Origin of the sequence: Companilactobacillus huachuanensis, assembly GCF_005404815.1 — a bacterium.
GTDB classification, from domain to species: Bacteria; Bacillota; Bacilli; order Lactobacillales; family Lactobacillaceae; genus Companilactobacillus; species Companilactobacillus huachuanensis.
Genome location: NZ_BJDF01000016.1, coordinates 1 through 14,802, shown reverse-complemented (window position 1 = coordinate 14,802; position 14,802 = coordinate 1). Strand labels below are relative to the sequence as shown.

The following is a 14,802-nucleotide window of genomic DNA, read 5'->3' as shown; positions in this document are numbered from 1 at the left end:
AGCTTTAGCTCTTACGCCACGGACGACTTTGGAGACGTGGTTTTCGGCTCAAAAGCGAGGTTCGAGACCGTACTTTGGCTCGAACCGGTCCTCACAGCAGATTACTTCTCTTGGCCACCGGAGACGGCAGCAAAACCAACAACTTAAATTGACAATTATCCAAAAAATGGTTATATTGATTTATGTTGAAACAGCGACGAAGGACAGTGAAAGCTTCGATCAGATTTATGGCGTACGATTAATTTGAATATAAAAGAGCAGGACTTCGGTCCTGAATTAGGGTGGAACCGCGAATACTCGTCCCTTGCAGAAAGTGCCTAAGTGTACACTGCAAGGGATTTTTTTGTGTTTTTGCCTGAAGGGAGAAAAAATGGTAAAGAAGTTAAATGTTCAAAATATGATTCTAACACTTCAAAAATTTTGGGGTGATAAAGGTTGTATGTTGATGCAAGCATATGATACAGAAAAGGGTGCCGGGACAATGAGTCCTTATACATTCTTACGTGCAATTGGACCAGAGCCTTGGAATGCAGCCTACGTTGAACCATCAAGACGTCCTGCCGATGGTCGTTATGGTGAAAACCCTAACCGTTTATACCAACACCATCAATTCCAAGTTGTTATGAAGCCAGCTCCAGAAAATATCCAAGAATATTACCTTGATTCACTACGAGCTCTGGGAATTGAACCATTGGAGCATGATATTCGTTTTGTTGAAGATAACTGGGAGAATCCTTCAATGGGATGTGCCGGTGTTGGCTGGGAAGTTTGGCTTGATGGTATGGAAGTTTCTCAATTTACATACTTCCAACAAGTCGGGGGACTTCAATGTCACCCAACAACTAGTGAAATCACTTATGGTGTTGAACGTTTAGCTTCATATATTCAAGATGTTAACTCTGTTTACGACTTGGAATGGGGCGATGGCGTACTTTATGGTGATATCTTCAAAGAACCAGAATACGAACATTCAAAGTATTCATTTGAAGAAAGCAATCAAGATATGTTATTCACTTTCTTTGATGCTTATGAGAAAGAAGCTAATCGTTTGATGGATCTAGGATTAGTTCATCCAGCTTATGACTACATCTTGAAGTGTTCACATACATTTAACTTACTGGACGCCCGTGGTGCCGTTTCTGTTACTGAACGTGCAGCTTTCCTATCACGAATCAGAAAGATGGCTCACAAGGTTGCTAAGGCCTTCGTTGAAGAAAGAAAGAAACGTGGCTTCCCACTTTTGGCAAATAGCAATGCAGTAAAGGAGAACGAAAATGACTAAAAATTACTTATTAGAAATCGGTTTGGAAGAAATGCCAGCCCATGTTGTAACAAAGAGTGTTAATCAATTTGCTCAAAGAGCTGAAAAGTTTCTCAAGGAAAATCGTATTTCTTTTGACTCAATCGAAAAGTTTTCAACTCCTAGACGCTTAACTATTTTTGTTAAAGGTATTGCCGAAAAACAAACTGATATTGATATTAAGGCTAAAGGTCCCTCAAAGAAAATTGCCAAGGACGCTGATGGTAACTGGACTAAGGCTGCTCAAGGTTTTGCCCGTGGTCAAAAGATGACACCTGACGATATTTTCTTTGAAGAATTAAAAGGTGTTGAATATGCTTACATCCAAAAGCATGAGGATGGTAAAAAAGTTGAAGATGTTTTGAGCCATATGGATGAAGTTATCAAGGCCATCACATTCCCAACCAGAATGCGTTGGGGTTCATACGATTTCGAATATATTCGTCCAATTCATTGGTTAGTTTCACTACTTGATACCGAAGAAGTTCCAGTGAAGATTCTTGATATTGAATCTGGTCGCATGACACGTGGTCACCGTTTCTTAGGAGAAGACGTTGAAATCGATGATGCACAAAATTATGTTGAAAAGCTTAAATCACAATTTGTAATCGTTGATGCTAAAGAACGTAAACAAATTATTTCGGACCAAATCGACAAGATTGCTTCTGATAACAACTGGGATATCGATGTTGATCCTGATTTGCTTGAAGAAGTTAACAACTTAGTTGAATTTCCAACTACATTTGCTGGCTCATTCGACAAAAAATATTTGGAAATCCCCGAAGAAGTGTTGATTACTTCAATGAAGGATAATCAAAGATATTTCTATGTTCGTGACCAAGAAGGCAAACTTGCACCATATTTCATCGGTGTTAGAAATGGTAATTCAGAACATATTGAAAACGTTGTTCGTGGTAATGAAAAAGTTTTGGTTGCTCGTCTTGAAGATGCTGATTTCTTCTTTAAGGAAGATCAAAAGAAGACAATTGCTGATTACGTTGAAAAACTTAAATCAGTTAACTTCCACGTTAAAATTGGTACTATGTTTGAAAAAATGGCTCGAGTTCATCAAATTGCTGAACATTTGGCAAAATTATTCAAATTTGATGCCACTGAAACAAAGGATCTATTACGTGCCAGTGATATTTATAAGTTTGACTTGGTAACAAGCATGGTTGACGAATTCCCTGAATTACAAGGTGTTATGGGCGAAAAATATGCTGAGATCATGGGTGAAACTAAGGCGGTTGCACAAGCTGTTCGTGAACACTACATGCCAATTTCAGCTGAAGGTGATTTGCCTGCAAGTAAAGTAGGTGCTGCTTTAGCTATTGCTGATAAGATCGATTCGCTAGTGACATTCTATGCCGTTGACTTGGTTCCAAGTGGTTCAAATGATCCATATGCTTTGCGTCGTCAAGCTTATGGTATCGTCAGAATTCTTGATAATTATCAATGGTCATTAAATCTTGAGGACTTACAAGACTTCTTGAAAGTCAACTTAACAGTTCCCGCTAAGCTTGATCTCGGCAAGAACGAAAAGGCTATCAATGAATTCATGATTGATCGTGTACGTCAATTGTTAAATCAAAAAGATATCAGAAATGATATTATTGACGCAGTTGCATCTGGCTCAAATGTTGATCCAATTGCAATGATCGATGTTGCTGAAGTTCTTCAAAATCATGTTAAAGATGATGATTTCAAGGTTGTTATGGAAGCTCTTGGCAGAATTGTTAACTTATCTAAAAAAGCTAAGTTTGGTTACTCAGATGATTTAACAGTTGATGAAAAGTTGTTTGAAAACCCTTCAGAATCACAATTAAAGGAGCAAGTCGCTAAAGTCAGTGATGACAATGCCGAAGATTTATTCAAACAATTAGCTGCTTTACGTCCTGTAATTGATTCATACTTTGATGAAAATATGATCATGGCTAAAGATGAAAGTGTTAAGAACAATCGTTTGACACAATTAGTTATTGCAAATCACTTGATTGAAAACTTGGGTGATTTGTCCAAGGTTGTTACTAAATAATGCTTTGTTCTAGTAACTAAAGGTTGAAATTATAGTTAAGTATGCCGTTTCCAGAGCTGAGAGTATTCAATTACACCGCTTTCGCGGCAAATGAATACTCTCAGCTCTTCCAACTAGTTTATTTTTTAATTGCAGGAACAAATAAAATGAAAACTTTTAAGTGAACTTGTTCTATGCCTGTAACAACAATGGTTATATTAGTTTTTCACCTTTCAACCTTTAGCTAGTAAATTATGCCGATGAAAAACATTCATCGTGTGCGACATGTCATCTATTAATTTTGTTAAGAATGTATAGCATTTACTAAGATTGTGTAAATAATTAAAATGTGAATGAAACGCTGATCATATTAGGTAATGAAGATGGTTATCACCTTAATATTGTTTTAATTTGTTGATTGCTAATTGTAAATATTTTGTAGTCGTTTATATAGACTTTTACAAACAACCGTGTATAATAAGTAGTTGACAAGAGAACAGTGGTCCCATTTTGCACTTTTATGGGAGCACTGTTTTATTTCTAGTCGCTCGTGGAACAATACAACATGTTTGTTTTACTAAAACTAATGTGTTAGATTATATTTCTCTGTTTTTATAAACATATGAGGAGGTGACGGCCATGGCAACGAGAATTCCTCAGGAATTCATTGATGAAGTTACCTCGAAGACAGATATTGTCGATGTTATCAGTAAGTATGTACAATTAAAGAAGTCAGGTAAGAATTTGTTTGGACTTTGCCCGTTTCATGAAGAACGAACTCCTTCGTTTTCAGTTGCAGAGGACAAGCAAATTTTTCATTGCTTTAGTTGTGGTCGTGGTGGCAATGTTTATAAGTTCATCATGGAGATGGAGAACAAGACTTTCCCTGAAGCAGTGATTGAAGTTGCCCAGATGGGAAATATTTCTGTTCCTGATCAATATGAAGCTAGAAGCACGCAATATCAGAATTCTGACAGTCAAACATTGTTAAAAATGTATGCCGATGCGGCTAAACTTTATAGTCACATTTTGACTAAGACTGAAAATGGTACTCCAGCTTTGAAGTACCTAAAGAATCGTGATCTTTCGGATGATTTAATTCAGACTTTTGGAATCGGATATGCACCTAATAATAATAATCTGTTGTTACAGTTCTTCAAAGACCGAGATATCAGCGAAGATGTCTTGAAAAAATCAGGGCTATTCGCTGAAAATCAGGAAGGTGAATTATTCGACCGTTTTCGCGACCGAGTGATGATTCCTATAACTGATGAATCAGGTAATATCATTGCTTTTTCTGGACGTATTTTGGATAAGGAAGCCTCAACGGCGAAATATCTCAACAGTCCGGAGACGGAAATCTTTAATAAAGGTAAAACGTTGTTCAATCTGAATAATGCCAAAAAAGAGATTCGTGAAAAGGGCAACGTAATTTTATTTGAAGGTTTCATGGATGTTATTAGTGCATATAAAGCTGGTGTTACCAATGGTGTTGCATCAATGGGTACCAGTTTGACTGACCAGCAGCTTTATGTGTTGAGCCGATTAACCGATAAGATCAATGTTTGTTATGATGGAGATGATCCCGGAGTTGAAGCTACATATCGTGCTTTAACTCAGTTAACGGATGAACGTTTCAGTTATGGTGTAATTAGTATTCCAGACAAGAAAGATCCTGATGAATATATCAGGAGTGAAGGCTTTGAAAAATTTCAGAATTTGGCTAATGGTGGCGTTCAAACCCCAATTGCTTTTATCCTAAATTATTTTAAACGGAACTATAACCTGAATAATGAACATGATCAGTTAGAATTTCTGAATCAATCGTTACACGAAATAGTAAAATTACAATCACCGGTTGAAATCGATATGTATGTTGGCAAGGTCGCTGACGAAATGCATGTGTCTAAGGAAGCTATCAATAAGGAATTAGATGCACTCAAACGTCAACAAGCAGTTCAACAACCAGCCAATAATTATAAAGATGTTCAACAACGTACCATAGAGACAACCACTTCGAGTGTTAGACCTAAATATAATCGTTTAGAGAAGTCTGAACGTTTCTTATTATATTGGGCGATTAACTTTCCTGAGGTCAGAATTAACTTAAAAGGTGAAGGCTTTAGCTTTATTCATCAAAATTACCAACGAATTTTTGACGCGCTATTAGCATATGTGGAGCAGGATGATGTCGACGATGATGAAATTAATGTTTCCGATTTCATGAATGTTTTAGATAATGGCGACAAAAATCTTTTGGCAGAATTAGAAATGATGAATATGCCTGATGAATATAATGATCAAGAAATTGATGATTATGTACATAATATCCAAAATTCTGATTTAGAAGTTAAGTTAGACGAGCTAAACGAACAACTCAAAAAGGCGGCGATGGTCGGTGACAACAAATTGCAGATGGAATTAGTGAAGCAATTGGTTGATGTAAGAAGAATCCTTAGCAATTAAGCATACTGGAGGAAAAATATATATGGCTACAGCAAAAAAACCAGCAGTATCAAAAGAATTAAAAGCAGCAACAAAGAAGCTTATTAAAGACCTTAAGAAAACAGGTAAGATCACCGAAGATGATTTGCAAGAAAAAATCATCAAACCTTATAAACTTAAGGGCGATGCCTTAACTAACTTTGTTAGTGAACTTGAAGATGTCGGTATTGGTGTTGTTGACGAAAAGGGTAATCCTAGTAAACTTGCGCTTCTAAAGGAAAAGAAGGAAGCTACCAAGACTAAGAAAGAAACTACCTCACCAACTGATATTAAAGTTAATGATCCAGTTCGTATGTATTTAAAGGAAATTGGTCGTGTTCCATTGTTGAATGCCCAACAAGAAGTTGACCTTGCTTTGAAGATTGAACAAGGTGATGAAGTGGCTAAACAAGAACTTGCTGAAGCTAACTTGCGTTTGGTTGTTTCAATTGCTAAACGTTATGTTGGACGTGGTATGCAATTCTTGGATTTGATTCAAGAAGGTAACATGGGTCTAATGAAGGCTGTTGAAAAATTTGATTACCGTCTAGGATTTAAGTTCTCAACTTATGCAACCTGGTGGATCAGACAGGCCATTACTCGTGCTATTGCTGACCAAGCTAGAACTATCCGTATTCCTGTTCATATGGTTGAAACTATCAACAAATTGATCAGAATTCAACGTCAATTACTTCAAGATCTAGGTCGGGAACCACTTCCTGAAGAAATCGGTGCTGAAATGGATATGCCAACTGGTAAAGTTCGTGATATCTTGAAGATTGCTCAAGAACCAGTTTCATTGGAAACACCTATTGGTGAAGAAGATGACTCTCATTTGGGTGACTTCATTGAAGATTCTGATGCAACTAGTCCTGAAGACCACGCATCATATGAGTTATTGAAGGAACAATTGGAAAATGTGCTTGATACTTTGACAGACCGTGAAGAAAATGTTCTGCGTCTTCGTTTCGGTTTGGATGATGGCCGCACAAGAACACTTGAAGAAGTTGGTAAAGTGTTCGGTGTTACGCGTGAAAGAATTCGTCAAATTGAAGCCAAAGCATTAAGAAAATTGCGTCATCCTTCAAGATCAAAACAACTTAAGGATTTCCTTGAATAATAAAATTTGTTTATTTTAAAAGACTGCCATTATGGTGGCCTTTTTGTTTTTCTAAATATTCTGCCTCAAAGTGACGTAAATTTTCATTTTTTATTATTGAAAATCAAAATTCTTATAATTATCTAATTAATTAATGATGGGGACAGATAAATAACATGATAGAGAACATTTGATAAAAGAGACGTTTTAGTAAATATGTTTCTGAAAAAATAGCACTTTTAGTTTATATTCTTTCAAGATTTGATTTACAATTAATATATCTATTTTTTGGAGGTTTGTTATGTTAGATAAAAAGATTTATGATGAAATATTTTCACGTTCCTTTACTATTCCTATTAAAGTGGTTTATTGGGATGGCAAAGAAAATAGTTATGGACCAGAGGGGAAATCTGATATAACTATCAAGTTTAATGAAAAGGTTCCAATTTCTGAAGTTGTTAAGCATGCTACTTTGACATTAGGTGAAGCCTATATGGACAAAAAGATTGAAATTGACGGTTCAATTCAAAAATTGATTACTTCTGCTTATACACAATCGGATAGTTTCATGTCCAGTTTAAAGCTGAAGAAATACATTCCTAAGTTCAGTCACACTGAAGAAGGAAATAAAAAAGAAATTCAAGAACACTATGATATCGGTAATGATTTTTACAAATTATGGCTTGATGATACCATGACTTACTCATGTGCCTATTTCCGCACACCAGAAGACACTTTGGAACAAGCACAGATGAACAAGGTGCACCATATTTTGAATAAGTTGAATACTAAACCGGGTGAAACAATCCTTGATATCGGTTGCGGTTGGGGAACAATGATGTTCACTGCAGCAAAAGAATATGGATTGAAGGCTAAGGGTGTTACTCTTAGTCAAGAACAGTACGACTTTGTTAATCAGAAAATTCAAGATGAGAATCTCAGTGATCAAATGGAAGTTATGCTCGAGGATTATCGTGAGGTTAACGAAAAATTTGATCATGTCGTTTCCGTAGGTATGTTCGAACACGTTGGTAAGGAAAACTTGCCTGGTTACTTCGAAATGGTCAAGAAACTTTTGAAACCTGACGGGAATGCTTTGATCCATGGTATTACTGGTCAACATTATGGTGTCGGCGTGGATGCTTGGCTAGTTAAATATATCTTCCCAGGTGGCTACATTCCTGATGTTAAAGAAAATGTTGGTCATATCTTAGATGCTGGTCTCCAGATTGATGACCTAGAGCCATTACGTCGTCACTACCAAAAGACCGTGGAAATTTGGGATCGTAACTTCAACAAAGTTAAAGATCAAGTTGATGAAATGTACGGTGAAAGATTTGTTCGTATGTGGGACATGTATCTTCAAGCCTGTGCGGCCTCATTTGAAAGTGGTAACATTGATGTTATCCAGTTCTTATTAACGAATGGACCTAGTGGTACTGCTATGCCAATGACACGTGAATACATGACAGACTTAGACAAAAAGACTGCAGAATAGAGGTTAAAGTGACTTTACTTTCAAAGAGATTACAAGCCGTTTACCAAATGGTTGATAAACATACAAGAGTGGCTGATATTGGATCAGATCACGCCTATTTACCAGTGGAGTTACTTGAAGAAAAAATGGCTGATTATGCTATTGCTGGTGAAGTTGCCCCAGGACCAATGTCGCGTTCTAAAGAAGATGTTGAAAAGTTTGGCCTTAGTGACAAAATCGACGTTCGTTTGGGTGACGGTCTAGCCGTTATCAAAGCTAATGATTTAATTGATACAGTAGTGATTGCCGGTATGGGTGGAATTCTGATTCAAAGTATTTTGACCCGAGCAACTTCTGAGCAATTATCGAATGTAAAAACTTTAGTATTACAACCTAATATCGGTGAACCGCTTGTACGTCACTGGTTGGTTGAAAATAACTTTGCAATTGTTGATGAAGATATTGTCGAAGAAGATCATCACGTTTACGAAATTATCAAAGCCCAAAAAGTCACTGCACCTGTCGTCTTGAACGAAGCAGAATTTTTGATGGGACCCATCTTGATGCAGAAAAAGACACCAACTTTTATTGCTAAGTGGCAGCATAAATTAAACGGTTACCATAAAGCAGTCGCTAATATGAAACACGCTAAAAAGATTGATCAAGAAAAAATTGATGTAATGAACCAATATATTAAATATATTGAGGAGATTATCTAATGGTTAAAGTTCAGGATATTATTAATAAAATAGAAGAATTTGCCCCATTATCAATTAAGATGGATGGCGATCCTACTGGTTTTCAACTTGGCGACAAAGAACAGACGGTCAATCGTGTTATGACAACTCTTGATGTTCGTCCCAGTGTTGTGGCAGAGGCCATCGATAAGAAGGTTGATTTAATCGTGGCACACCATCCAGTGATGTTTAATGCTGCTCATAATTTAGATTTGGCTTCACCACAAAATCAAATGTATCGTGATTTGTTATCACATAACATTTCTGTCTACGCTAGTCATACTAATCTAGACAAGGCACATGGTGGGATGAACGATTGGTTAATGGAAGAACTTGGTCTTCAAAATGTCCGTTTCTTAGATGAAAATGATGACTATTCGATTGGTCGAATGGGTGAAACTGAGAAACCAATGGATTTAGTGGATTTTGCCAAGATGGTTCGTGATGCATATCATGTCCAAAATTTACGTTATGTTAAATCAGACTTAGGTCAAAAGGTTCACAAAGTCGCTATTATCGGAGGAGACGCCGGTAAATTCTATCCAGAGGTTTTAAAAGCTGGTGCCGATACTTTTATTACAGGCGATGTTTATTACCACACAGCACACGATATGATGGCTAACGGGTTGAATGTGATTGATCCAGGACATCATATTGAAGCAATCTTTATTAAAGAAATGGCAAATATCCTAAATGATTGGAAAAGGTCTAATAAATTGGAATTAGATATAGTACAATCAGAGGTGGATACAGAACCATATAATTTTTTATAGGGAGCGTATAAAAATGGCAATAAAATATGAAAAATTGATTCCACGTTTTTTGGAATATGCAAAGCAAAATACTCGTTCGGACGAAAACTCCACGACAATTCCTTCAACTGAGAGACAAACAGAGTTTCTCAAGAAGTTAGCTGAGGAATTGATGGAAATTGGTATGAACGATGTTAAGATTCGCAAAGTCGATTCATATTTGACCGCTGAATTACCTTCAAATATTGATTATGATGTTCCAGTTTTGGGATTGCTTTCTCACGTTGATACTGCTGATTTTAACTCAGAGAATATTAAACCAAAAATCGTTGAAAATTACGATGGCAAGAGTGTTATTAAGCTTGATGAGGCAGGTAAGTATACACTCGACCCAGCAGTCTTTGCTTCATTGAAGAATTATGCTGGTCAAACACTTATCACTACTAGTGGTGACACTCTTTTAGGTTCAGATGATAAATCAGGTGTATCTGAGATCATGACTGCGATGGAATACTTAATCAATCATCCAGAAATCAAACATGGCAAAGTTAAGATTGGCTTTGGACCAGATGAGGAAATTGGTACAGGTGCTGACCACTTTGATGTGAAAGATTTTGGTGCTGACTTTGCTTATACAGTTGATGGTGGTCCTGTTGGACAACTTGAATTTGAAACATTCAGTGCTGCTGGTTTGAAAGTTCACATTACTGGTAAGGATGTTCATCCTTCAGGTGCCAAGGGTATCATGGTCAACTCAATGTTGATTGCTAGTGAATTCCAAAGCATGTTACCAGCAGATGAAGTTCCGGAAATGACTGAGGGTGATCAAGGATTCTATCTCTTGTGCGATGAACAAGGTACAATTGATCATACTGACATGTCTTATATCATTCGTGATTTCAAGCGTGATGGTCTCGAGGCTCGTAAGAATAAAATTACTGAGATCGTAAAGGCTCTGAACGAAAAGCACGGTGAGGGTACTGTTAAGATTGATATGAAAGATCAATATTACAACATGTATGATATTATGAAAGATCACATGGATGTTGTTAGAATTGCTGAAGAAGCCATGAAGAACTTGAATATTGAACCAGATGAGGCACCAGTTCGTGGTGGTACTGATGGATCAACAATTTCATTTATGGGCTTGCCAACACCAAACTTATTTGCTGGTGGAGAGAATATGCACGGACGCTTTGAATATGTTTCTGAAGAAGCTATGGAAAAAGCCGTTGATGTCGTTCTTGAAATTATTAGATTAAATAGTCAAAAGAAATAATATTAAAAATTTGGAAAATAGGAGTTGATAATCGTAAAATTATCAACTCCTATTTTTTGTACTCTCAGCTTCAATAAAAATATCTTATGTAACCTTAACTGAATATAAACATCGAATATTAAGATATATGTTTTACGAAAACATATATCTTAAACAACAAAACAAAAACAAAATTATACCTGAATTATTATAAATATCAACAAATAGTCACATAATATGGATTGTAAATGATTGTTAGAAAATAAAATCATAAAATTAGGAATACTTCCGATTTTTAACGGATGCTGTTCTTTTTTTTATTATTCTGATGGTATACTTATTGTATTAAAATATTTATAAAAGCCATTGCATGGAAATAAAAAATTTACTGATATAATCTCTTATTCCAAATGTCATAGGGTCATTTCGATAAGTAAAGTATCTATTTTTATTTTTAAAATGAAGGGTAAAAATATATGGGGTTAAAAAGGAAACTATTTTATGCAACTTTATTTGCGTCCAGTTGTCTGCTTTCAACAAATATTGTTAAAGCTGACACTGTAATTAACAATGATGAATCAACCGTTAGCCAAAGTATCGCGACAACTGCTGATAAAGAAGCGACCGAACCAGCTACAGATAAAACGTCGGATGCTGCAACAGCAACAACTGATGAATCAAAAGGGGAACAGGAACCAGTTCAAACTACTACGCAAACACAGATACGGGATTTTCAAACATCTAACGATACTACTGCTAACCCATCACAAGTACAATCACAACCTGTTGATGGTGTGTACAATGTTGGAGGTCAATTGACATATTTACATCGTGCCGATGGTTCACAAATAACTGATCGTGCTTTGGGTCCAAATACCGCTTGGTATACAGATACTCATATGACGATGAGTGATGGTAATAATTATTACCGGGTTGCTACGGATGAATTTGCTAATGGCAATAATGGAACATTTACATCATATGTTCAATCCTACCAAGGTAATGCAACGGTCGTTTACCAAAAGGGGTCCAATGCTCACACATTCTTACACTATGGTAACAAAGCTACTTATCAAGGTAACAATGTGCCCACGGGTAGTACGTGGAAAGTAAGCAATTATGCCAAAGTTAACGGCAAAGAATGGTATGAAATCGGTAATGATACTTGGGTTCCACAAGATTATGTCGTTATTAATAACGGTCAATACAAGGATTCCAAATGGATTTCTGGTGTACCTTTGATTGCACAACGTCCTGAATTACCAAATGGCTGTGAAATTACTGCCGTAACGATGATGCTTCAGTATGCTGGTGCCAAAGTTAATAAGATGCAAATGGCCCGTGAAATGCCACGTAGTAGCAATCCTAGTTATGGTTACATTGGTCAACCATGGGATCAAACGGGTATCACAATTTTTCCATCAGCCTTGATGAATCTAGTTGAAAAATATGCGGGAACGGCTAAAGATTTAACAGGTCAAAATTTCGATGCAATCAAGTATCAAATTGATATTGGCCATCCAGTTGTAACATGGCATACATTGTATGGTTTCCCATACCACGCTTTGGTTGTCACAGGATACGATCCAAATTATGTTTATTACAATGACTGTTGGACCGATCAGACACTTCAAATGGGGATTAATCAATTTATTAACAATTGGAACACGCAAAATAGACGTGCAATAAGTTATTAGGGGATAAACAGATGAATAAAAAAGCAAAACTATCTTTTATTTGTGGTATGGCACTAACAATGTTGGCTGTTACAACGCAACAAAATGTTAAGGCTGACACAACTAACAATAATCAAGCAATTTCTCAAGCTACTCAAGCTGTAACAACTACAGACGATCAAAAAGCAGTTGATACACCTGCAACAGCTACTGATGATACAGCCAATGCTCAAGAAAATGTACTTGATACAGCAGACACAACTAGTGACCAAGCAACCACAACGGGTACTAATGATCAAAATGCTGATACACAGGCTGACTCTACAGCTTCAAATATCACTCAAATAAAGGGTGTAGCCACAACTAAGAATCAAGCAACAACGCTTTACAAACAAGATGGTACTGCAATTACTGATCGTCAACTTGGACCTAATTCAGCTTGGTATACTGATCAAAAGCTAGAATATAATGGCAAGACATACTATCGTGTTGCTACCAACGAATTCACCGACGGCCAAGATGTTGTTTTGACATACGGTAACGCTGCCGATGGTGTTATTCGTGTTAAATCATCAGGTGCCGTTAACTTTTCACGTAATGACCAAGGATTTGTTAGAAATGGTCAAGCAAACCAAGCAGCTAATTCTGTTTGGAGATACAACAAAACTGATAAAGTTAATGGTTTGACTTACTATCAAATTGCTAACAACGTTTGGCTAAACAGTGACGATGCTACAACTGCTGCTGCATATCAAAATCCAAATGGTTGGTTACAAATTCATAACAGTCAAATTCAATCTTCAGGTGGTGCTGTTGGGTATGATCTATACAACGGTGTTGAAGGTATTAAGACATATTTAGTAAGAAAATACTTTGGTTATTCTAATGCTCATACAATCTATGATGGTTCTGTAGCTGCTAGTGTTAGAGCTCTTCAATCAAGAAAAGGTCTTCCTGTAACAGGTGTTGTTAACTTGGCTACATGGAAGGCTATGGGATTTGTCGAGAGCACATGGTATGGTATCGACTCATATGTTGCTCCATTACAAACCAATATTACAAGCACTCGTTCAGACCATGTTGAAGCTATGATCAACCAAGCCTACAAATATCTTGGTCAACCTTGGATCTCAGGTGCTGCTTCAATGCCATCATATGGTGTTGACTGTTCTGGATTGGTTACTCAAGCACTTTACGCATCTGGTATTGATTCATCACCAATTTCAAATATTCAGCACGCTCAACCAGGTCATGAATGGAATAGTCGTGACTACTGGGCTGATAACAGACTTCCTCGTGTAAACTTTAATAATCGTCAACGTGGAGATTTGATTTTCTTCGCTGATTCATCAACTGGTGTTGTTTGGCACGTTGGTATTTTACTAAACTCAGATACAATGATTGAATCATGGCCATTTGCCGTCCAAGTTCACTCAATCTATTCATCACGTGGAAACATTGTTGGTGTTAAACGTGTATTTGCCTAATTAATTAGTAGGTGTGAAATAATATAATCAAAAGAACTTGGTAATCCCAATCGGGGTGCGTCCTTTGATTTAGTTAAAAGTCGGTCGTGTCAGGTCTTCTGACCAATTTAAATATAAGTAATTACATAAATGAGTTGTACTACACTTAAAGAATCACTTAGGTGTGGTACAACTCATTTTGTTAACTAAAGGTTGAGAGTTTAGTTAAGTATGCCGTTTCCAGAGCTGATAGTATTCAATTGCTGCGCGGAACGGCCCGAGCCTGGGAAGCGGTCTCGGACCTCGTTTGAAGCCTCGCAAAACCCGCGAGTCTTCAAACGCCCGATGGTGTAATTGCTGAAGCAATAACGCCACTTTCGCTGCAATTGAATACTCTCAGCTCTTCCAACTAGTGGAGTATAGCTCTCACTTTTATATTCTGATATAATCAATTCAAAAAAGGATATATTTTATGAAATCAGATATCAGACCTGTTAAACAACACATCAATCTTTCCGATGATCAAGTTAGTCGTTTAC

General features: G+C 36.8%; 10 protein-coding genes. All 10 read left to right on the top strand.

Annotated features, from left to right (window positions below):
• Positions 1–370: 370 nt before the first annotated feature.
• The 10 genes from glyQ to FFM71_RS09495 all read left to right on the top strand — a co-directional run bounded on the left by glyQ (position 371) and on the right by FFM71_RS09495 (position 14,284).
• The gene (gene glyQ / locus FFM71_RS09540) at positions 371–1,282 is read left to right on the top strand and encodes a glycine--tRNA ligase subunit alpha (protein WP_137611944.1); all 912 of its coding nucleotides are present in this window, start codon (positions 371–373) and stop codon (positions 1,280–1,282) included.
• Entirely contained in the window at positions 1,275–3,335 is a 2,061-nt protein-coding gene (gene glyS, locus FFM71_RS09535; RefSeq protein WP_137611943.1) for a glycine--tRNA ligase subunit beta, read from the top strand. Before glyQ ends, glyS begins: the two co-directional genes overlap by 8 nt.
• 618 nt (positions 3,336–3,953) lie before the next feature.
• Positions 3,954–5,780, top strand: a complete 1,827-nt coding sequence (dnaG, locus tag FFM71_RS09530) for a DNA primase (RefSeq protein WP_137611942.1) — start codon at positions 3,954–3,956, stop codon at positions 5,778–5,780.
• 22 nt (positions 5,781–5,802) lie between these two features.
• Positions 5,803–6,918 (top strand): RNA polymerase sigma factor RpoD, encoded by a 1,116-nt coding sequence (gene rpoD, locus FFM71_RS09525; RefSeq protein WP_137611941.1) that lies wholly within the window; start codon positions 5,803–5,805, stop codon positions 6,916–6,918.
• A gap of 280 nt (positions 6,919–7,198) precedes the next feature.
• Entirely contained in the window at positions 7,199–8,395 is a 1,197-nt protein-coding gene (locus tag FFM71_RS09520) for an SAM-dependent methyltransferase (RefSeq protein WP_137611940.1), read from the top strand.
• Positions 8,396–8,403: 8 nt separating this feature from the next.
• On the top strand, positions 8,404–9,093 hold the full coding sequence (locus FFM71_RS09515) for a tRNA (adenine(22)-N(1))-methyltransferase (protein ID WP_137611939.1): 690 nt from the start codon (positions 8,404–8,406) through the stop codon (positions 9,091–9,093).
• Positions 9,093–9,884, top strand: a complete 792-nt coding sequence (locus FFM71_RS09510; RefSeq protein ID WP_137611938.1) for a Nif3-like dinuclear metal center hexameric protein — start codon at positions 9,093–9,095, stop codon at positions 9,882–9,884. The genes FFM71_RS09515 and FFM71_RS09510 overlap by 1 nt, the downstream gene beginning before the upstream one ends.
• A gap of 13 nt (positions 9,885–9,897) precedes the next feature.
• A complete protein-coding gene (pepT, locus tag FFM71_RS09505; protein WP_137611937.1) occupies positions 9,898–11,142 on the top strand; it encodes a peptidase T in 1,245 nt (414 codons plus the stop codon).
• 455 nt (positions 11,143–11,597) lie between these two features.
• Positions 11,598–12,818, top strand: coding sequence for a C39 family peptidase (locus FFM71_RS09500; protein WP_137611936.1), 1,221 nt, complete (start codon positions 11,598–11,600; stop codon positions 12,816–12,818).
• An 11-nt stretch (positions 12,819–12,829) separates the two neighbouring features.
• A complete protein-coding gene (locus tag FFM71_RS09495) occupies positions 12,830–14,284 on the top strand; it encodes a C40 family peptidase (RefSeq protein WP_137611935.1) in 1,455 nt (484 codons plus the stop codon).
• The last annotated feature ends 518 nt before the right edge of the window (positions 14,285–14,802 follow it).